Raw genomic sequence first — 19,075 nt, 5'->3', positions numbered from 1 at the left:
TCGGCAAAATTTGATGGAGAGCACACGCATGGCTGTGCTGGTCACCACCTTTTGCCGGAGAGGGAGGGCAGGGACCCGGGCTCGACCGGCGTACGGCGAGACCCGTGGAGAACCGGCCGGGTCAGTGGGCGGTGACGACGTACGCGGTGAGCTCGCCGGCGACGGCGTCAGGGCCGCGCTCGGGGTCGGCGAGCTCGGCCCGGAAGGCGTCGGTCACCTCGTCCACGACGCGGGGGATCAGCGCCGGATCGCGCGCACTGATGTGAGCCCCCAGCGGCGTACCCGTGACCTGTCCCGTCGCCACGTCACGCGCGGACCGGCTCCGGCCGACGACGGTCTCGCGGGCCACCTGCACCCGGTCGAACCCGCCCGCGCGTAGGTCGCGCTCGATCCGGGCGGTGTCGTGGTACCCGTGCGGCACCTGCTCGGCGAACCGAGGCGGGTCGTCCGGGAAGAGGCGCCGGAGCACGACGGTGGTGAGGCGGGCGTACGCGTGGTGCTCGACGGCGTCCCAGATGGTGAGGACGAGCCGACCGCCGGGTCGCAGGACGCGCCGGGCCTCGGCGTACGCCCGCGGGCGGTCGGGGAAGAACATCGCTCCGAACTGGCAGGCGACCGCCTCGAACGAGGCGTCGGGGAAGGGCAGGTCCTGGGCGTCGGCGGGTCGCCAGGTGATGTTGGGGGCGCAGCGGTGACCGGCGGCGTAGGTGAGCATGTCGTCGCTGATGTCGGTGGCGACGATGCGCGAGCAGGGCAGCGCTGCGGCGATGGCGACGGTCGCGCGACCGGTGCCGGCGGCGACCTCCAGGACGTGCGTCGGATCGCCGGCGGCCACCGCCCGAGCGGTGACCGGCGCGAACGGGACGAACACCGCGGGCGCGTAGCACGCGTCGTACAGCCGGGGCACCGACCCGGTGAACTGCGACTCACTCATACCCGACAGGAGGCGGCAGCCGCGGCGCTGATACGTGCCGCGGGCGGACGTCAGCCTGCGTCAGGCGGGCGTGCTCAGCACCGGGCGGATCTCCAGGGTGTAGCTGGAGGGGAGGAGCCGGACGAGCTCGAGCACAACGTCCATCGAGGGCGCCTCGAGCTCGTAGAACCCGCCGAGCTGCTCGGTGGCCTCCGCGAACGGCCCGTCGGTCGGGACCTGGTGGTCACCGGGGAAGCGGATCACCGTGGCGGAGTCGCCGGCCTGCAGCGCCTCACCGGCGAGCAGCCGGCAGCCGGGCCGGGCGGTCACCGTGCGCACGAAGACGCGGTGCTGCTCGTAGTAGGTGGTCTGCTCGGCAAGGCTGAGGGTGTCCCAGCTGAGCGTGCCGAACATCAGGACCACGGCCCTCATCGACTCTCCTTCTCCCAGCGATCGCGTCGGCCATCGATCGTTGCACGGACGCCGGACCGCGATCGCCGTACCCTCGTGATCCATGAACGTCGTCTTCGTCGAGCCGAACTTCCCGCGCAACCAACGCGAGTTCGTCCGGGCGCTCGCCCAGGTCGGCGCGTCGGTGTACGCCGTCGGCGAGACGCCGTGGGAGTGGCTCGACGAGGAGCTGCAGGGCTGGATCCATCGGTACGAGCAGGTCGGGTCGGTCACGGACGTCGACCAGCTGCGGGCGGTGGTCGAGCACTTCCAGGCCTCGACGTGGATCGATGCGCTGGAGGCGACGATCGAGTCGCACACGCTGCCGGCGGCGTACGTCCGGGAGGCGACGGGCATCCCGGGGACGTCGGTGCACACGACCTGGCTGTGCCGGGACAAGCCGTCGATGAAGGAGGCGCTGCGCGCGGTGGGTGTGCCGACGGCCGCGTCCACGGCGGCGAGGACGGCCGACGAGGTACGCGCGTTCGTGGACGAGGTGGGGTACCCGATCATCCTCAAGCCGCGGGACGGCGCGGGCGCGGCGGCCACGGTCAAGGTGTCCTCGACGGACGAGCTCGCGGCGGCGCTGGAGTCGTTCGGCGACGCGGACTCGATCGCCGTCGAGGAGTTCGTGGAGGGCCACGAGGGCTTCTACGACACCCTCGCCGTGAACGGGCACGCGGCGCTGGACTTCGCCTGCCACTACTACCCGAACGTGCTGGAGGCGATGCGGACCAGGTGGGTCAGCCCGCAGTACATCTCCACGAACCGGGTGGACGAGGCGCCGTTCTACGGCGAGCTGCGCGAGATGGGCGAGCGGGTCCACGAGGCCCTCGGCATCAAGACTTCCGCGACGCACATGGAGTGGTTCCACGGCCCGAAAGGGTTGCGGTTCAGCGAGATCGGCGCCCGGCCGCCCGGCGTCGGCTGCTGGGACCTGTACAGCGTCGGCAACGACATCGACCTCTACCGCGCGTGGGCGGACGCGATCGTGCACGGCCAGGTGTGGCACCAGCTGTCCCGCCGGCTCGCGACCGGGATCATCGCGCTGCGGCCCTCGGCCGACGGCATGATCAGCGACATCGAGGGCGTCGACTGGCTGCACGCGACATACGGCGCGGAGATCATCGACGCGAACCTGCCCTCACCCGGTACGCCGACGCAGCCGGTCGAGGCGGGGTACATGGCGAACGCGTGGGTGCGGCTCTCGCACCCGGACTACGACGAGCTGCGCGGCATCATGGACGACGTGGGTCGGACGATGCAGGTGCACGCCTCTTGAGCGGTACGCCGCCGGTCACGCTGCTGGGTCCACAGCGCCGGCCGACACTTCCGGGCGTTGTCGAATCCCTCAGTCTCACAGGGCTTTTCGCGATCGTCACCGCTGGTTGGCAGGAGCGCGAGAAGGACGACGCCGAGCTGTCCTCCTACCTCGGGGGTGAGTCCGTCAATCTCGCCTTGTGGCACCGGTTGCAGGACGTGCTGGACCGCGACCCGGAGTTCGCCGAGGCGTTCCGGGCGCGGCGCGCGATGCTGGACGAGATGCAGGACCTCTACCTGATGGGCGTCGGGCATGCGATGGATGCGTTGCTCTCGTTGTACGAACGGCGTTCTGCCACAGCGTCATTGGTGTCGCGGGCCATCACCGATGCCGAAGAGGTGCTGCGCGACCTCGACGACCGGCACCGGCGGCGGATCGCCTCGGTGCACGGGGCGTTCTACGACCGGGTCGTGCCGCACGAACGACCGCTGGTCCGGCAGCACCGCGACGAGGTGACGGTGGCGCTGTCGGGCGCGTCCGCGGCCGTGGTGGCCGGCGGGCACGTAGCCGCTCTGCTGGACGCGATGCACCTGTTCAACGTCGCGCCCCTGCTGGGGTCGCGCCCGGTCATCGCCTGGTCCGCGGGGGCGATGGCGCTGACCGAGCGCGTCGTGCTGTTCAACGACCGCGCGCCGCACGGGCCGGCCGTACCGGAGGTGTACGACGCGGGGCTCGGGCTCGTACCCGGTGTCGTGGCTCTGCCGTCGGCACGGAAACGGTTGCTGGTGGCGAACGGACCGCGGATGGCGACGCTGGCGCGGCGGTTCGCTCCGTCGGCGTGCGTGCCGCTCGACCCGGGCGCCGTCGTGTCGTTGTCGTCCGACCGGTCGCTGCCGGCCGGGACACTCGTGGTGCGGGAGGACGGCGTGGTCGGTCCGAGTGGGGGTTCGGATGACTGACACCACGCCCGTGGGCTGGGCGGGGACGAAGCGCCGGCGGCCGGCCATCGAGCGGCTGCTCGCGCGAAAGCCGTTGGACGAGAGTGCTGTTGACCGTTTCCTGGCGCGGCACCAGGTGCCGGTCGTGGAAGGCGCGCGGTGCACGTTCCTGTACCGCGGCGCAGCGGACGAGGTGTTCGTCATCCACCGGATCGTCGGACTGCCGCAGCGGGTGCCCATGCAGCGCGTGGGTGAGACGTCGCTGTGGTTCGCGGTGCTGGAGCTGCCGGCGGGTTCGCGGGTGGAGTACCAGCTGGAGGTGCGTCGCGGCTCCGACGTCGTGTCGGGGAACGACCCGTTGAACCCGCGCGTGGCGCACTCGCCGGTGGGTTCGTCGTCGGTGTGCGCGGCGTCGGGTTACGTGGTGCCGCCGTGGGTGACGCCGGATCCGGAGGCGAGGCCGGGGTCGCTGGAGGAGCTCGTCCTGCCGTCGCGGGCGCTGCGCCGGGACGCGCGCTGCCAGGTGTACCTGCCCGCCCGCTTCCGCCGTACGCACTCCTACCCGTTGCTCGTCGTGCACGACGGGTCGGACTACCTGCAGTACGCGGCGATGAAGACGGTGCTGGACAACCTGATCCACCGGCTGGACATGGCCGAGACGGTGGTGGTGTTCACCGATCCGGGGTCGCGCGAGGTGGAGTACCCGAACAACGCGGCGCACGCCCGGTTCGTGGTGTCTGACCTGCTGCCGGCTCTGGCGTCGTCGCTGCCGCTGCTGGACCGCCCATCGGCGCGCTGCCTGACGGGCGCGTCGTTCGGCGGAGTGGCCTCACTGTCGGTGGCGTACCGGAACCCGGGCGTCTTCGGTTCCCTTCTGCTGCAGTCGGGTTCGTTCGTGTTCACCGACATCGGGTTCGACCACGGCGGCGGTCAGGTGTTCGATCCGGTCGTCAAGTTCATGAACCGGTTCCGCGCCCGCCCGCGCCGCGTCGCCGACCGCATCTACCAGTCGTGCGGCGTGTACGAGCCGCTGATCGTGCCGAACCGCTCGATGGTGCCCGTGTTCGAGGGTGCCGGCATGGAGGTCCGGTACGTCGAGGCGCGCGACGGCCACTCCTGGGAGAACTGGCGCGACCGCCTCCGCGACGGCCTCTCCTGGATCTTCCCCGGCCCCCAGAAGTACTACTACGAGTGATAACGGGACGCCTGTCGGTGGTGGCTTCTAAGCTTCCGCGCAGCCGAGCCAAGCCAACCGGGCCTAGGGGATCACGCTCGGCACTGTGGAGGGGAAAGCTTTGAGCAGCAGTCAGTTCCGACCGTCCGGGTACGACCCGAACGAGTACTTCTTCGCCAGCAAGTTCCGGCAGGGGGGCCGAGTCGTCTATTCGGTCGACTTCTCCGTGCGGGAGATCGTCACCTACCTTCCGCGTCCGAACGCCGACAAGCCGTTGGACGTGTCCGCGACGCAGCGGCAGATCTCGCCCAAGCACGCCAAGGACTTCGGCGAGTACGTTCGTTCCGACTCAGGATGGGTCTCTCCGGCGCTCCTGCTGCGAGCGCCGAACATCTTCCAGTTCGATCGGTCCATCGAGGTCGAGACCGGCACCACGATGTTCGGTCAACTGGCGGTGCCCAAGGACGCGCGGGACGAGATCCAAATCGTTGACGGTCAGCACCGCACCCTCGGGTTCCACCTGGCGTGGGAGAGCCTGCGGTCGGACATCGAGAACGCGCGGGTCTCGGTAGCGCGAGCCAAGGAGATCGGCGACTCGCTCGTGGCTCAGCGCGAGGAACGTCGCCTGCACGACCTGATTCACCGACGCGACTCGCTCGCGAACGAACGGGTAGCGATTCAGATCATCATCGTCGAGACGCCCGAGGTCGCTCGCCGGATCTTTGTCGACATCAACGATAACGCCAAGGGCATCACCGGCGCTGTGAAGAGCCGCTTCGACGACCGGAAGGTACTGTCGCGCGCCCTCAATCTGGTGCTTCAGCACAGTGAACTGCTGGAAGGCAGAGTCAACCTGGAGCAGGACCGGATCACAGGCGCGACGCCGTACCTGCTCGGCGCGAAGCATGTGCAGGACATCCTGAAGGCCCTGGTCGTCGGTGGAGGCAACATCACCCCCCGCATCGAGAACGAGGTCAACGAACAGGACGTCGTGGACACATTCGACGACTTCGCCACCGCGCTGGTCGACGCCTTTCCCGACCTCGCAGCCGTCCAGGCCGAAGACCTCACTCCGTCCGAGTTGCGTGGGCGCAGTCTGATCGGTTCGAACGTCATGTTGCGTGGGTTCGCTCGCGCCTGGTTCGAGCTGACGCAGCGCGGATGGACGTCCCAGGAGATCGGCAAGGCGTTCGGTGAGATGTCGCCTCACATGTCCGCACCAGTGCTCGCGGACCCCGCCGATACCTGGTTCGCGACGGGCCTGTTCCCGAGCACCGAGTCCGGCGCATTCAGCCCGACGTCTCGCGCCCAGGACTTCAAGGCTCTTGCCACCTTCGTCGTTCACGCATGCGAGGGCAGCGTGAGGTGGCACCGCGTCGAGCGGTAGGCGACTGAGGCCGAGGGCACCCGCTAAAGGGCTGTCCTCGGGTCAGACCTGGTTCTTCAGGATGGGGTGGCCGAGCAAGTACTCGATCAGATCGCGCGGCCCGTCCCAGTCGTCCAGGCTGATGCCGGTGTCGTCATGGCACAGGAGGAGTTCTGCGGCGGCCCGGCGTGCGCGTCGTTCGAGGAGGGTGTGCTCCGGGAACCGCGCAGATGTCCGCAGTTGGGCGATCTCCTCGCTGTGATCGGTCGTGCGGTAGCTGGTCAGTTCAGTGCCGATGAGTCTGAGTGCCATGCGTCAGTCGTATGCAGTGGTGTCACGGCTGTCAGCTGTCGTAGCTGAATCGCAGCTAGGACAGCACGTCCGATCCGTAGCCCAGGACGTGACATGACAAGACGTCCACCTCTCGTCTCGCATCGCCGAAGAACGAGCGCATGCGCTGTGTCACGCGGTGGAATGGCTTCTCGCGAGCGACGCCTCGTTCGTTCCAGTTCGCCTGCGGCACGACGAGGATCAAGTGTTGGACATCCGGCGCGAAGTGCGTCTTCCACATGTCCTTCAGATCGTGATTGTTAGTGACGGTTCCGCCACGCTCGACCTCGGCGATCACCCCTCGACCCGGGCGAATCTGGTGCACGAAATCCGGACGAGCTCTACTGACGAGACCGTCCTGGGGAGTGATGACCACCTCCTCGCGAAAGTCCAAGTCGTTCGTGAGTATGCGAGAGACGATCGACTGGATCGCGGCGCTCTTCGCTCGATACACGTGCGCGGATCTGACATCGTCCTCGAGTTCGTCCAAACGCGCCCGCAGCGCGTCGGCGATCATTGACACCTCGGTGACCTCTTCCCGTTCGAAAGCCTCCAACAGATGGCGTTCGAAGGACGCGTGGAGGACGGGCATTCGCGCAGCTTGGCACCGTCCTGGGCGAGAAGCTAGTCGCGAGTGATGGCCCCCGGTCGGTCTTCCCGGAGTGACCAGGGGAGCCAGGTGTCGGGCTTGGTCGCGGCCCGTGCCCGGAGGTCGGCGCGCTCGAAGGGGTTCACCTTGCCGACGCCGCCCTCCACGGCCTCACCCTCGAGCAGCGCGAACCGGTGCATCGCCCAGAGACCGTCCTGCTCGGACACCCACTCCCCGAACGTGCCACTCGCGACCGCCAGCGCCACCGCCTCGAGCTCGCTGATCAGGTAGTCCACGTCGTCGTCGCACGCATCGCATCCGCACACGGGGTACCGGTTCTCGTAGAAGGCCCCGGCGCGCACCTCCGCCGACAGGCGTCCGAACGACACGGTCAGCGGCGCCGATTCCGGCGCGGGCGTGAACCGCACCACCTCGTCGTGCTGGAACCCGTGGCCCGCTGGCTCGACCGGCTCGCGGACCACGGGCACGTCGTCCGTCGCGGCCAGGTGATCGACGAGCGCGCGAGCGACCATGCCGATCGGCTCGAACCGCTCTTCGTGCTCGATCACGCTGTAGGCGTCCACGGGCGGCTCCGTGTCCCACCGCGAGCCGTAGGGGATCACCGAGCCGTCGGCGTCCCGGTAGACCTGGGCGCCCACGTCCGGGCGCGTGTACGTCGTCACGAGGCGACCGTACGAGAGCGGGCTCGGGGCGGCCATCGAGTTCCGAGGCCCCGAAGCCGTCGCGCTCGCGATCGAACTGCGATTGGTGTTCCTGACGTGGTTCGAGCTGCGTCAGGAACACCAAACGCAGTTCGGGCGACGCAGCGGCGGGACGTGGTGGTCAGGGAGTGAGGCATGGCTCACCCTTTGACCACCAGGGCGCTCAAGGGGCGGGGTCGAGGTCGATGCGGAGCAGGCGCGGGTCGTGCTCGGCGACCTTGGTGCCCATCTTGGCGAACGTGCTGAACCGGGCCCGGATGTCCGGGTCCATCGGCCGCAGCGTCGCGACGCCGGTGCGCCAGGTGCGGCCGAGCTGGAGGCGTACGCGCGGGTCGGCGGCGATGTTGCGGGCGTAGTCGGCCTGCTCGCCGTGCACGCAGATCAGCCAGGCGACGTCGCCGTCGAGCGGACCCTTCGCGAGCGGCACCCGGCGAGGCTGACCGCTGCGCCGTCCGGTCGTCTCCAGCACGACCATCGTCGGCATCCACGGCGCGACCTTGAGGTTGCGCGGGTTGGCTTTCCGCCAGATCTTGCGCGCCCGCTGCGGGTCCATGGCTCGACGGTACGCCGGTGGCTGGGTCGGCGACTGCGGTTGGCGAGTCTCCCTGGACGTCACCTGGTTTCGACTCGGCCCTCGGCTTGCGCCTCGGACCGGCTCAACCGGCGGGAGGGGCGGCTCAACCGCGGCGGGAGGGCCGGCTCAGGCGGTCGGGGCGGGCTGCTCGAAGTTGCGGACGACGGCTTCGGAGAGCGTGTGGGCTGCCGAGAGCGGCCGGACCATCACGGTGATCTCCTCGATCAGGCCCGACGAACCGACGTGCAGCAGGTCCAGGCCGTGAATCTCTTTGCCCTGCACGGTCGCTCGGAACACCAGGATGTGCGCCTCACGCGCGTCCTCGGGCACGGCGGGCTCGACGTCGCCGGCCAGCGCACCGACGTAGCGGAAGGTCTCGAAGGTCCGCAGCAGCACGCCGAGCAGCTCGACGACGGCGGCCTTGCCCTCGAACGGGCGGAACTTGACCGGGCTGAACAGCCGTACGTCGTCCGCGAGGGAGGCGGCCATCGCGTCCAGGTCGCCCGCCTCGACCCCGGCCCGGAACGCGGCTGACGGGTCATATCCGTGATTAGTCATGTTCTTGAGTATGCTGGGCTCAGCACCGAAGCGGAAGAGGTGACGCGAATGGCCCTCAAGCACGCGGTCCTGGCTGCTCTCCTGACCGGCGAGCTCAGCGGGTACCAGCTGGCCAAGGCCTTCGACGTCGGCGTCGCGAACTTCTGGCACGCGCTCCCGCAACAGCTGTACGCCGAGCTGACTTGTCTCGAGCGCGACGGACTCATCAGCGGCCGAGACGTCGTCCAGGACACCCGGCCGACCAAGCGCCTGTTCACCGTCACCGACCCGGGGCACGCGGAGCTGCAGCGCTTCACCGAGGCGAGCACCAAGCCGTCGTTCATGCGCGACGACCTGGTGGTGATGGTGCACGCCGTCGACGGCGTCGATCCCGACACCGTGATCGCCCAGCTGGACGAGCGCGCCCGGTTCGCCGCCGCCAAAGTCGAGCTGTTCGACGGTCTGCTCGCCCGGATGCGCGGCGACCGCAGCGAGGAGGCCTTCCTCGCCGAGAGCGACCGGATCGGCCCGTACCTCACGTGTCTGCGCGGCCGAACCTTCGAGAAGGAGAACGTCGCGTGGTGCGAGCGCACCGCCGCGATCCTGAGGAGCAGGAGCACGATTCATGTCTGACTACTCCCGCTACGTCGCAATCGGCGACAGCCAGACCGAAGGCGTCGGAGACGGCGACGACCTGACCGGGCTGCGGGGCTGGGCCGACCGGCTCGCCGAGCACCTCGCCGCCGCGAACCCAGGGCTCACGTACGGCAACCTCGCCGTCCGCGGACTTCGTACCCGCCAGATCCGCGAGACCCAGCTGGACGTCGCCCTCGCGCTCCGACCCGACGTCGCGACCGTGATGGCGGGGATGAACGACCTCATCCGCCCCTCGTACGACGCCGACGCGGTGAGCACGGACCTTGAGGCGATGTTCGCGGCCCTCACCAGCGCGGGCGCCACCGTCGCCACCTGCACGTTCCCCGACATCGGTATGATTGCACCGGCCGCGCGGCCGCTGCGGGCACGGGTGGTCGACCTCAACGAGCGCATCCTGCGTCTCGCGCAGACGTACGACGTCCGGGTGGTTCGCCCCGACCTGCACCCGGTGACCACCGACCCGCGCATCTGGGCGGTCGACCGGCTGCACGCGAGTCCGCTCGGTCACGAACGGATCGCCGCCGGCATGGCGCAGGCGCTCGGGGTGCCCGGGTTCGACGACGCGTGGACGACCGCGCTGCCGCCGCTGGGTCGGCCGCCGGTGCTGAGCCGCGCGATCAATGAATCACGTTGGCTCGCAACGTTCCTCGCGCCGTGGGTCGCACGACGGGTGCACGGGCGGTCGTCCGCCGACGGCCGGGTGGCCAAGCGTCCGGCCCTGCTGCCGATGACGGGAGACCGCTCCGCTGGTTGAGCCGTCCCGCTGGTTGAGCCGGGCGAGCGCCCCAGCGCGAGCCCGTGTCGAAACCTCCACCGCCGCGGACGCCGAGTCTCCCTGTGCGTCACCGGGTTTCGACTCGGCCCTCCGCTAACGCTCCGGGCCGGCTCAACCAGCGGAGGTGCGGCTCAACCAGCGACTCGACCGGCAGGGGTGGTCAGTGGGCGAGGTCTTCGATGATCTGGGCGGTCGGGAGGGACGACAGGAACCTGCCCGTCACCAGCAGCTTGCTGCCACGGATGCCGCTGCCGATCACCAGCTCGGGCGCGTCCGCGACGGCGCGGTCGACGTACACCGGCCAGTCCTCCGGCAGCCCGACCGGCGTGATGCCGCCGTACTCCATGCCCGTCAGCGACACCGCGTCGCCCATCGGCGCGAAGGACGCCTTGCGGACGTCCAGGAGCCGCTTGACCACGCCGTTCACGTCGGCGCGCGTCGAGGCGAGGACCATCACCGCGGCGTACCTGACCTCGCCCGCGCGCTTGCCGGCGACCACGACGCAGTTCGCGGAAGCGTCCATCGGCGAGCCGTACGCCGCGCAGAACTCGGCCGTGTCCGCCAGGCCGGGGTCGATCTCGACCACCGCGACCGGCTGGTCGCCGTCCGACGACGCGAGCGCCCGCGACACCGGCGGCGCGAGGAGGTCGTCGCGCCGGTCGGCCGGTTCGGGGGTCAGCGATCCGGCGATGCTCCAGGAGGCCATGAACGCCAGGTTAGGCACGACAGACGGCCTCTCGGCGTAGGGTCGGGCCATGGATCAGGAAGCCGGGCGGACGACGTACGTCCTCGTCGACGGCGAGAACATCGACGCCACCCTCGGCACGTCCATCCTCGGGCGCCGGCCGCAGCCGGAAGAACGACCGCGGTGGGACCGTCTGCTGAAGTTCGCCGAGGCCGAGTGGGCCCAGCCGGCCAAGGGCCTGTTCTTCCTCGCGACCAACAGCGAGCTGCCGATGTCGTTCATCCAGGCGCTGATGGCCCTGGGGTACAAGCCGATCCCGCTGTCCGGCGGCCCGCACGAGAAGGTCGTGGACATCGCGATCCAGCGCACCATCGAGGCGCTGCAGGACCGCGAGGACGACCTGATGCTGGTCAGCCACGACGGCGACTTCCTCCCGCAGCTGGAGGAGCTGTGCGACGGCCGCCGGGTCGGGCTCGTGGCGTTCCGCGAGTTCCGCAACGCCGGGTTCGTCGCGCTCGCCGATCAGGGGCTGGAGTTCTTCGACCTCGAGTACGACGTGGGCGCGTTCAACACCAACCTCAAGCGCATCCGCATCATCCCGATCGAGGAGTTCAACCCGGCCGACTTCCTCTGACGGCCGTACGCGGGCGCTCAGCCCGGATGCGTCACCGGCGGGCCACGTCGATCGGCACGCCGAAGCCGTCGTGGGTGTTGACGACCCGCTCGATCGCGGCCTTCTCCTCGTCCGTGCCGTACCGGACCGTGATCACCCCGCGCGCCGCTGCCCCGCACGTCCGGGTGGCGGCGACGTCGACGCCGGAGCCCACGGCGCGCAGGGCCCGGACGTCGTCGGGGTGCTGACCGAGCGCTCGCTGCGCGTCGGCGTACGACGGCTGCTGCTCGCACGGCGGAAGGGTCGACCGCGCGGGCAGCAGGCCGTTGCCCGCGCCGGACATCAGCAGGGCGCCGCCGGCCAGCACGACTACCGCGGCCAGCCCGCCGACGGTTCGCTCCGCGCTGATCACGAGCCGGCCTCGCCGCGGCCCGGGCGCGCGACCTTCGCCAGGTAGATCGTGACGGCGATGGGCAGAGCCAGGACGACGATCCACCCGACCGCCGACAGGACTCCTGATCCGGAGCCCGTACACACCTCCGGCTGGCCCGGACGGCTCGTGCAGGTCTCACCCTGATGCTCGATCCCTGAACCGTAGGAGAACGCCACCCCTGCGAACCCGCCGGGCCAGACGAGCGTGCCGAGCACCTTCTCCCACCAGCGCCATCGGTTGGAGGTCCACAGCAGCACGACGCCCGCGACCCAGCCGACGACCCACGCCACGATCCCGATCTGCAGCAGGATCAGCGCGGCGACCTCGCGCCAGCGCAGCCGAGGCTCCGGCCGCGCTGCCTGCACGACGACCGGGCGCGGCCCGTCCACCGGTTCGCCCGCGGCTGCCGCCGTGATCTCCTCGGGGCTGCCGAGCCGGGCCAGCACCGCGTCGACCGACTCACCGCGCGCGATGCCCTCGTCGATGTGCGCGGTCACCGACATCCACAGGTCCTCGCGCTCGTCCGCCGGCAGTGCGCCCATCGTCGTCCGCAGCCGGGCGAGGTACTCGCTCACCTGCGGGTCGTCGTACGTCTTCATCCCCTGTCCTCCAGGTCTGGCAGCACGGCGTCCACCGAGCTGCGGAAGGTCGTCCACTCCTGCACGAACGCGGTGAGCGCAGCCCGGCCGTCGGCCGTCAGCTGGTAGTACCGGCGGGGCGGACCGCTCGGCGACTCCTCCCACGTCGACTCGACCAGACCGTCCCGCCGCAACCGCGAGAGCAGCGGGTAGATCGTGCCCTCGCTGGTGACCAGGCCCGTCCGCCCGAGGTCCTGGACGAGGTCGAACGCGTAGCGCTGCTCGTGCCGCAGCACCGCCAGCACGCAGTACTCCAACGTGCCGCGGCGTAGCTGGGTCACGACCCTTGCCACACGGGGTTCCATGCGTCACAAGGTAGCACCAGCGGCCGACGTCCGAGCGATTTTGCGGGTTCGGCAACGGAACTTGCCCGGACGTTGCGGCTGAGCGGATTCTCGGACGAGACCGGTCGCACCGCGGCCCCGACGACCCACCCACCTGGAGGCACCCATGAAGCAGCCCACCCCCGGCCAGACCGCGTCCGAGTTCTGGGACGAGCTGTACGGCGAGCGCGACGCCGTCTGGAGCGGCCGGGCCAACCCGCTGCTCGTCCGCGGCGCACAGGACCTGACGCCGGGGCGCGCGCTGGAGCTGGGCAGCGGCGAGGGCGGGGACGTCATCTGGCTTGCCCAGCAGGGCTGGCAGGTGCTGGGCGTGGACGTCTCCGCGACCGCGATCGCGCGGGCAGCCGGCCACGTGGCCGAGGCGGGCGTCGCCGACCGGGTCGAGTGGGCGCAGCACGACCTGGCGACCGACTTCCCCGAGGGCGAGTTCGACCTGGTGTCCGCGCAGTTCCTGCACTCGCCGCTGGAGCAGGAAGGCGAGCGCGCCCGCATCCTGCGCCGGGCTGCCCAGGCGGTCGCAGCGGGCGGCGTCCTGCTGATCGGCAGCCACGCGGCGGCGGCGAAGCTGGACGGCGACGAGGACGACCACGCCCATGACGACTACGAGTTCCCGACCACCGCGCAGATGCTGGAGCAGCTCGCGCTGCCCGACTCCTGGCAGGTCGAGCTCGACGAGGAGGTCACCAGCCGGTTCAGCTGGACCGACGGCCGCGAGGGCAACCGCACCGACTCCGTGCTGCGCATCCGCCGCCCCCGGCAGGACGCGTAGCCGGCCTCGGGCCCCCGGGCGGCGGCGATTCATCCTCGCGAGGACGGGTAGGCAACAGGAGAACACCATCCGCGAGGGAAGGTTCTCCATGGCTCAGTACACCGTTCCCGGGCTGGACGACAAGACCGCGGCCCAGGTCATCGACGTCCTCCAGCACCGGCTCGCCGCGTACAACGACCTGCACCTGACGCTGAAGCACGTGCACTGGAACGTCGTCGGCCGCAACTTCATCGCCGTCCACGAGATGCTCGACCCGCAGGTCGAGCTGGTGCGCGGGTACGCCGACGCCGTCGCCGAGCGCATCGCGGCGATGGGTGGCGAGCCCCGCGGTCGCGTCGGCGACATCGAGGAGGTGCGCGACTGGGACGACTACTCGCTGCTGCGGGACACCAGCGCCGCGCACCTGGCCGCGCTGAACAAGGTCTACGACGGCGTGATCACCAGCAACCGCAAGGCCATCGAGACGTTCGAGAGCGAACCGGTCTCCCAGGACCTGATCATCGGCCAGACCGCCGAGCTGGAGAAGTTCCAGTGGTTCGTCCGGGCCCACCTGGAGGACCAGTCGGGTGCCGTCGCCGGCGGTGACAAGAGCACCGAGTCCGGTGCCGCCGCCGACGCCCGCTGAGCACCGCCGTACCCGCACTCCCACCGACGAAAGGAGCCGACCGTGTCGGACCAGACCGGGACCAAGATCGCCTTCCTCACCGCCAACGAGGGCATCGAGCGCGTGGAGCTGACCGAGCCGTGGAAGTCCGTCCAGGACGCCGGCCTGCAGCCTGAGCTGCTCGCGCCGAAGGAGGGTGAGGTGCAGACGTTCGACCACCTCGATAAGGCCGAGACGCGACCCGTCGACCACACCGTCAAGGGCGCGAAGGTCGACGACTACGCCGCGCTCGTCCTGCCCGGCGGCGTCGCCAACCCCGACGCGCTGCGCCTGGACGACGACGCCGTGCGGTTCATCAAGGACTTCGTGGCGTCCGGCAAGCCCGTCGCCGCGATCTGCCACGCACCGTGGACGCTCGTCGAGGCGGGCGTGCTCGAGGGCAAGCGGCTGACGTCGTGGCCGAGCCTGCAGACCGACATCCGCAACTCCGGCGGCGAGTGGGTCGACGAGGAGGTCGTCGTCGACGGCAACCTCATCACCAGCCGCAACCCGGACGACATCCCCGCCTTCACCAAGACCCTGCTGGGGGCCGTCCGCGGCTGATCCCGGCACAGCAGCACCCCATCCGCGGGCCGGCCCACCGACCGGTGGCCGGCCCGCGGCCTATGCCGAAGGAGCGAGAGCATGAGAGCACTGGTCTACAACGGCGCACGCGACGTCTCGGTGAAGGAGGTGCCCGACGCCACCATCGAGGAGCCGACGGACGCCGTCATCCGGATCACCACCACCAACATCTGCGGCTCGGACCTGCACATGTACGAGGGTCGCGCCGGTGTCGAGGAGGGCACCGTCATCGGCCACGAGAACATGGGCATCGTCGAGGAGGTCGGACCCGGTACGACGCGCGTCAAGAAGGGCGACCGCGTCTCCGTCCCGTTCAACATCGCCTGCGGCACCTGCCGCTCGTGCAACGAGGGCTGGACGTCGTTCTGCGAGCGCACCAACCCCACCGAGGGCATGCAGGGCGCGGCGTACGGCTACGCCAACATGGGTCCCTACCGCGGCGGTCAGGCCGAGTACCTACGGGTGCCGTACGCCGACTTCAACCTGCTGACGCTGCCTCCCGGCGACGAGCACGAGTCCGACTTCACCATGCTGTCGGACATCTTCCCGACGGGCTGGCACGGTGTGGAGCTGTCCGGGTTCCGCCCGGGCGACCGGGTGGCGATCATGGGCGCCGGCCCGGTCGGCCTGATGGCCGCGCACACCGCCCGCATCCGCGGCGCCCGCGACGTCTTCGTCGTGGACCAGCACCCGGACCGGCTGAAGCTCGCGAGCGAGATCGACTGCACGCCGATCGACTTCAGCAAGGGCGATCCGGTCCAGCAGATCTTGGACGCCACCGACGGCGAGGGCGTCGACCGCGGCGTCGAGGCGGTCGGCTGGCAGGCCCACGATACCGGCGGTGACGAGCACCCGGAGCTGACGCTGGACAACCTCGTCCAGGTGGTCAAGGCCCGCGGCGGTATCGGCGTCGTCGGCGTGTTCGTCCCGCAGGACCCGAAGTCTCCCGGTAAGGCCTCCGAGGGCCGGATCGGCTGGGACTACGGCACGTTCTTCACCAAGGGCCAGCAGATGGGCACCGGCCAGGCACCGGTCAAGCGGTACAACCGCCAGCAGCTCGACCTCATCCTGGCGGGCGTCGCGCGGCCGTCGTTCATCGTGTCGCACGAGATCCCGCTCGATGAGGCGCCCGACGCCTACCAGCACTTCGACCAACGCGACCAGGGCTGGACGAAGGTCCTGCTCAAGCCGTCCGCATGACCTGGCGCCCCGTCGACGAAGGAGTCCTCCATGGCTGACCCGCTGCGCGCCCTCGCGCTGGTCTGCAGTCTCAAGCCCAGCCCGGCCGAGTCCAGCTCGGAGCTGCTGGCGCGGCAGGTCCTGGAGGCCATGCCCGACGTGGACAGTACGGTCGTCCGCGTCGTCGACCACGACGTCCGGCCGGGGGTCGAGCTCGACATGGGCGACGGCGACGCGTGGCCGCAGATCCGCTCCCAGATCGTCGCCGCGGACATCCTGGTGGTCGCGACACCGACCTGGCTCGGCCAGCACAGCAGTGTCTGCCAGCGGGTGCTGGAGCGGCTGGACGCCGAGCTGTCCGAGACCGACGACAGCGGCCGGATGCTGACTCTCGGCAAGGTCGCCGTCGCCGCGGTCGTGGGCAACGAGGACGGCGCGCACCACATCAGCGGCATCCTGTTCCAGTCGCTGACCGACACCGGGTTCACGGTGCCGGCGCAGGGCGTCACGTACTGGAACGACGATCTGTCCCAGGCCCGCGACTACAAGGACCTGGACAGCACGCCCGAGGCGACGGACGGTATGACCAGGACCGCCGCCGCCAACGCCGTCCACCTGGCCAGGCTGCTCAAGGCGGCCCGCTACCCGGCCACCGGCTGAGGTCAGGGCCCCGACCAAGGAGACACAGCGATGCGCACACGGTTCCGGTCCCAGCGGACCCCGACGTCCCAGCAGGTCGCGCGCCTGGCGCTCGGCACCGGGATGGTGCTCGCCGGGGCCAGTCACCTCACCTTCGCGCGCCAGGACTTCCAGGCGCAGGTGCCGGACTGGGTCCCGGTGGACAAGGACGCGGTCGTGCTGGGTTCCGGGGTCGTGGAGCTGCTGTTCGGGGCGTCGTACGCCGCGCTGCCGCAGTACCGCCGGCCGATCGGCATCGCGCTGGCCGGGTTCTACGCGGCGATCTTCCCGGGCAACATCGGGCAGTACGCCGAGCGCACGGTGGCGTTCGGGCTGGACACCGACACCAAGCGCCTGGTCCGGCTGTTCTTCCAGCCCGCGCTGATCGCCGCGGCGCTGTGGGGGGCCGGCGTCCCGGACGCCACCCGCCCGGAGGTCGAGCCGGCGGCACACGGCTCCTGAGCCGCCCGCCGGGTCAGCGCACCGGGACCAGGTGCACCAGGACGGCGGTCGTCGCGAGCACGCAGGCGGCGACCGCCAGCTCGGCTCCGACCGCGACCGCGAACGCCTGGATGCCCGCCGGGGAGGAGGACCCGTCGATGTTCTCCAGCTTGCGGTGCGCGACCCGCTCGGTGTGCCGACGTCCGACGTTGCCCAGCAGGAGCAGCACCGCGAAGACGAGCACCTTGATGCCGAGCACGGTGCCGTAGCTGCTGTCGACCAGCTGGCCCACCCCACCCGCGACGGCCAGAGCGTGCAGCACACCCGAGACGACCAGGGTGATGACACTGCCGATCGCGACCGGTGAGAACTTCGGCAGCACCGCGTGCAGCACGTCCAGCGCCGTGCCCGGCACGAGCACGACGGCGAGCACCGCCAGACCACCGAGCCAGGCGGCGGTCGCCGCGAGATGGCCGGTGGTCGCGATGATCTTGACCCACGCCCACGGTCCGCCCCAGGCGTCGGAGGCCAGCACGTACGTCTCGATGATCAGCAGCTGCCAGACCAGGATCGGCACGCGCAGCTGACGCGCCGAGCTGAGGACGTCCTGCCGGAAGGCGAACGCGACCGCCGCCAGCGCCATCCGGGCCAGAGCCAGTGCGCCCTCCCGCCCGCCGAAGCTGGCCCAGCCCTGGGAGAACGCGATGACCGGCACCGCCGCTGCACTGACCGCGACGAGCAGCACGCCGAGGTCGTACAGCCGGTCGATCATGGGCACCGGACGTCGCTCCGGCCACAGCCAGGACAGCACGAACATCGTCCCGACCAGCAGGACGAAGCCGAGGTAGCCGACGACCCGGAACAGGCCGACCAGCGCGGTCCGCAGCCCGTCGTCGCCCGCCGCCGTCGCCGCCGTCGCCGCCGCGATCATGACGCTCCCGGGGTCGGCAGGTCGATCTGCGCGATGACCGTCGCGGAGCGGTACGGCAGGGGGCCGGCGCTCCAGACCTTGCGCGCCTGGTGGCCGCACACCTGACGCGCCTGCGGGAGCCTCGGACAGGTGAGGTTGCGGATCCCGGTGCCGGTCAGGTCGACCACGACCGGCAGGTTGGCCTCGCCCGTGCTGACGAGCGGCTGCAGGACCGACAGCACGCGGCCGACGGGCGCCGGGTTGCTGCGTACCGTGGCCGACGCGAGGTGGTAGCGCAGCACGATCTGCCGGGTCGGCGCGGGCAGCGTCAGCGTGCGTGCCCGACGCGACGCCCCCTCCGCGGACGGGACGACGACCGGCTGCTCGGCGGCCTGCGCCTGCAACCCGTCGACCGCCGGACGAGCGCCCTCCACGCCGGACAGCTCCGGCACCGGCCGTGGGTCGACCACCAACCGGGTGACCGGTTCGCGCAGGAAGACGTGCTCCACCACCTCGAGCTCGCCGAGCGCGTCGGGCTGGGCCCGCAGGTGGACGCCGTACGTCGTCAGGCCGGGACCGCGGGTCGCGCCGCCGCCCGAGGACCCTCCACCCGGGAGGCTGAAGGTCGGAGGTGGGACGAGGGGAGAAGCGGTGGCGGTGGGCGCGGGGACCGGGAGCGGGCCAGGTCCCAGCGGTGTGCCCTCGGACGTGGCGGACGCCGACGGGACGGACGTGGCAGCCGGCCGGGCAGCAGCCTGAGGCGGCGTCGGTGCGTCCGAGCGCGCGGCAGCGACCGCTGCACACCCCAGCCCGACCGCGGCCACCACGCCGACCACGCGTCGAGCGACAGCACGTCGCTTCACGGCCCCTC

The 19,075-nt window shown here is 70.5% G+C and carries 26 protein-coding genes; 13 read left to right on the top strand and 13 right to left on the bottom strand.

Annotation, left to right across the window (positions count from 1 at the left end):
• Positions 1 to 121: 121 nt before the first annotated feature.
• Both P4R38_RS06755 and P4R38_RS06750 read right to left on the bottom strand, forming a co-directional pair.
• On the bottom strand, positions 122 to 934 hold the full coding sequence (locus tag P4R38_RS06755; RefSeq protein ID WP_277191562.1) for a class I SAM-dependent methyltransferase: 813 nt from the start codon (positions 932 to 934) through the stop codon (positions 122 to 124).
• 60 nt (positions 935 to 994) lie between these two features.
• Entirely contained in the window at positions 995 to 1,345 is a 351-nt protein-coding gene (locus tag P4R38_RS06750) for a YciI family protein (RefSeq protein ID WP_275237912.1), read from the bottom strand.
• Positions 1,346 to 1,427: 82 nt separating this feature from the next.
• Here P4R38_RS06750 and P4R38_RS06745 point away from each other — a divergent pair, with 82 nt between their 5' ends.
• The 4 genes from P4R38_RS06745 (at position 1,428) to P4R38_RS06730 (ending at position 6,123) form a co-directional block, all read left to right on the top strand.
• Positions 1,428 to 2,645, top strand: a complete 1,218-nt coding sequence (locus P4R38_RS06745) for an ATP-grasp domain-containing protein (protein ID WP_277191560.1) — start codon at positions 1,428 to 1,430, stop codon at positions 2,643 to 2,645.
• On the top strand, positions 2,642 to 3,583 hold the full coding sequence (locus tag P4R38_RS06740; RefSeq protein ID WP_277191559.1) for a type 1 glutamine amidotransferase family protein: 942 nt from the start codon (positions 2,642 to 2,644) through the stop codon (positions 3,581 to 3,583). The genes P4R38_RS06745 and P4R38_RS06740 overlap by 4 nt, the downstream gene beginning before the upstream one ends.
• Positions 3,576 to 4,757 carry an alpha/beta hydrolase-fold protein gene (locus tag P4R38_RS06735; RefSeq protein ID WP_277191558.1) on the top strand — a complete coding sequence of 394 codons (1,182 nt, stop codon included), beginning with the start codon at positions 3,576 to 3,578 and terminating at the stop codon, positions 4,755 to 4,757. Before P4R38_RS06740 ends, P4R38_RS06735 begins: the two co-directional genes overlap by 8 nt.
• 100 nt (positions 4,758 to 4,857) lie before the next feature.
• Positions 4,858 to 6,123 (top strand): DNA sulfur modification protein DndB, encoded by a 1,266-nt coding sequence (locus tag P4R38_RS06730; protein WP_277191557.1) that lies wholly within the window; start codon positions 4,858 to 4,860, stop codon positions 6,121 to 6,123.
• Positions 6,124 to 6,165: 42 nt separating this feature from the next.
• Here the strand turns inward: P4R38_RS06730 and P4R38_RS06725 are convergent, their stop codons facing one another.
• The 5 genes from P4R38_RS06725 to P4R38_RS06705 all read right to left on the bottom strand — a co-directional run bounded on the left by P4R38_RS06725 (position 6,166) and on the right by P4R38_RS06705 (position 8,875).
• Complete coding sequence (locus P4R38_RS06725) at positions 6,166 to 6,414, bottom strand: hypothetical protein (RefSeq protein WP_277191555.1); 249 nt, start codon at positions 6,412 to 6,414, stop codon at positions 6,166 to 6,168.
• Between the two features lie 55 nt (positions 6,415 to 6,469).
• Positions 6,470 to 7,024, bottom strand: a complete 555-nt coding sequence (locus P4R38_RS06720) for a hypothetical protein (protein ID WP_277191554.1) — start codon at positions 7,022 to 7,024, stop codon at positions 6,470 to 6,472.
• A 32-nt stretch (positions 7,025 to 7,056) separates the two neighbouring features.
• Positions 7,057 to 7,704, bottom strand: a complete 648-nt coding sequence (locus P4R38_RS06715; RefSeq protein WP_277191553.1) for a DUF6226 family protein — start codon at positions 7,702 to 7,704, stop codon at positions 7,057 to 7,059.
• A gap of 202 nt (positions 7,705 to 7,906) precedes the next feature.
• Complete coding sequence (locus tag P4R38_RS06710; protein WP_277191552.1) at positions 7,907 to 8,296, bottom strand: nitroreductase family deazaflavin-dependent oxidoreductase; 390 nt, start codon at positions 8,294 to 8,296, stop codon at positions 7,907 to 7,909.
• Between the two features lie 147 nt (positions 8,297 to 8,443).
• Positions 8,444 to 8,875, bottom strand: a complete 432-nt coding sequence (locus P4R38_RS06705; protein ID WP_277191551.1) for a nuclear transport factor 2 family protein — start codon at positions 8,873 to 8,875, stop codon at positions 8,444 to 8,446.
• A 48-nt stretch (positions 8,876 to 8,923) separates the two neighbouring features.
• Here P4R38_RS06705 and P4R38_RS06700 point away from each other — a divergent pair, with 48 nt between their 5' ends.
• Together P4R38_RS06700 and P4R38_RS06695 are read left to right on the top strand one after the other, a co-directional pair.
• Positions 8,924 to 9,487 (top strand): PadR family transcriptional regulator, encoded by a 564-nt coding sequence (locus tag P4R38_RS06700; protein ID WP_277191550.1) that lies wholly within the window; start codon positions 8,924 to 8,926, stop codon positions 9,485 to 9,487.
• Positions 9,480 to 10,265, top strand: a complete 786-nt coding sequence (locus P4R38_RS06695; protein ID WP_277191549.1) for an SGNH/GDSL hydrolase family protein — start codon at positions 9,480 to 9,482, stop codon at positions 10,263 to 10,265. Before P4R38_RS06700 ends, P4R38_RS06695 begins: the two co-directional genes overlap by 8 nt.
• Before the next feature lie 181 nt (positions 10,266 to 10,446).
• Here P4R38_RS06695 and P4R38_RS06690 read toward each other — a convergent pair whose 3' ends face one another.
• Positions 10,447 to 10,992 (bottom strand): YbaK/EbsC family protein, encoded by a 546-nt coding sequence (locus tag P4R38_RS06690; RefSeq protein ID WP_277191548.1) that lies wholly within the window; start codon positions 10,990 to 10,992, stop codon positions 10,447 to 10,449.
• Positions 10,993 to 11,041: 49 nt separating this feature from the next.
• Between P4R38_RS06690 and P4R38_RS06685 the strand changes: the two genes are divergently transcribed.
• Positions 11,042 to 11,605, top strand: coding sequence for an NYN domain-containing protein (locus tag P4R38_RS06685; RefSeq protein WP_277191547.1), 564 nt, complete (start codon positions 11,042 to 11,044; stop codon positions 11,603 to 11,605).
• Between the two features lie 31 nt (positions 11,606 to 11,636).
• Here P4R38_RS06685 and P4R38_RS06680 read toward each other — a convergent pair whose 3' ends face one another.
• The 3 genes from P4R38_RS06680 to P4R38_RS06670 are packed head-to-tail and all read right to left on the bottom strand — an operon-like array spanning position 11,637 to position 12,960.
• Positions 11,637 to 11,996, bottom strand: coding sequence for a hypothetical protein (locus tag P4R38_RS06680; RefSeq protein WP_277191545.1), 360 nt, complete (start codon positions 11,994 to 11,996; stop codon positions 11,637 to 11,639).
• Positions 11,993 to 12,616, bottom strand: a complete 624-nt coding sequence (locus P4R38_RS06675; RefSeq protein ID WP_277191544.1) for an HAAS signaling domain-containing protein — start codon at positions 12,614 to 12,616, stop codon at positions 11,993 to 11,995. Before P4R38_RS06675 ends, P4R38_RS06680 begins: the two co-directional genes overlap by 4 nt.
• Entirely contained in the window at positions 12,613 to 12,960 is a 348-nt protein-coding gene (locus P4R38_RS06670) for a PadR family transcriptional regulator (RefSeq protein ID WP_275237898.1), read from the bottom strand. The genes P4R38_RS06675 and P4R38_RS06670 overlap by 4 nt, the downstream gene beginning before the upstream one ends.
• Before the next feature lie 145 nt (positions 12,961 to 13,105).
• On the opposite strand from P4R38_RS06670, the gene P4R38_RS06665 reads away from it, so the two are divergent.
• The 6 genes from P4R38_RS06665 to P4R38_RS06640 all read left to right on the top strand — a co-directional run bounded on the left by P4R38_RS06665 (position 13,106) and on the right by P4R38_RS06640 (position 17,315).
• Positions 13,106 to 13,768, top strand: a complete 663-nt coding sequence (locus tag P4R38_RS06665) for a class I SAM-dependent methyltransferase (protein WP_277191543.1) — start codon at positions 13,106 to 13,108, stop codon at positions 13,766 to 13,768.
• A gap of 88 nt (positions 13,769 to 13,856) precedes the next feature.
• On the top strand, positions 13,857 to 14,393 hold the full coding sequence (locus tag P4R38_RS06660; protein ID WP_277191542.1) for a Dps family protein: 537 nt from the start codon (positions 13,857 to 13,859) through the stop codon (positions 14,391 to 14,393).
• A gap of 42 nt (positions 14,394 to 14,435) precedes the next feature.
• Positions 14,436 to 14,975, top strand: a complete 540-nt coding sequence (locus P4R38_RS06655) for a type 1 glutamine amidotransferase domain-containing protein (RefSeq protein ID WP_275237895.1) — start codon at positions 14,436 to 14,438, stop codon at positions 14,973 to 14,975.
• 81 nt (positions 14,976 to 15,056) lie between these two features.
• The gene (locus P4R38_RS06650; protein ID WP_277191540.1) at positions 15,057 to 16,196 is read left to right on the top strand and encodes a glutathione-independent formaldehyde dehydrogenase; all 1,140 of its coding nucleotides are present in this window, start codon (positions 15,057 to 15,059) and stop codon (positions 16,194 to 16,196) included.
• A 30-nt stretch (positions 16,197 to 16,226) separates the two neighbouring features.
• Positions 16,227 to 16,835: a flavodoxin family protein gene (locus tag P4R38_RS06645; protein ID WP_277191539.1), complete on the top strand. Its 609-nt coding sequence runs from the start codon at positions 16,227 to 16,229 to the stop codon at positions 16,833 to 16,835.
• Between the two features lie 30 nt (positions 16,836 to 16,865).
• Positions 16,866 to 17,315, top strand: coding sequence for a DoxX family protein (locus P4R38_RS06640; protein WP_277191538.1), 450 nt, complete (start codon positions 16,866 to 16,868; stop codon positions 17,313 to 17,315).
• 13 nt (positions 17,316 to 17,328) lie between these two features.
• On the opposite strand, the gene P4R38_RS06635 is transcribed toward P4R38_RS06640, so the two are convergent.
• A complete protein-coding gene (locus P4R38_RS06635; RefSeq protein ID WP_277191537.1) occupies positions 17,329 to 18,225 on the bottom strand; it encodes a CopD family protein in 897 nt (298 codons plus the stop codon).
• Positions 18,222 to 19,067, bottom strand: coding sequence for a hypothetical protein (locus P4R38_RS06630; protein ID WP_277191536.1), 846 nt, complete (start codon positions 19,065 to 19,067; stop codon positions 18,222 to 18,224). The genes P4R38_RS06635 and P4R38_RS06630 overlap by 4 nt, the downstream gene beginning before the upstream one ends.
• Positions 19,068 to 19,075 lie beyond the last annotated feature (8 nt).

Source organism: Luteipulveratus flavus, from assembly GCF_029439465.1.
GTDB classification, from domain to species: domain Bacteria; phylum Actinomycetota; class Actinomycetes; order Actinomycetales; family Dermatophilaceae; genus Luteipulveratus; species Luteipulveratus flavus.
This window is presented reverse-complemented; position numbering and strand designations above follow the sequence as displayed.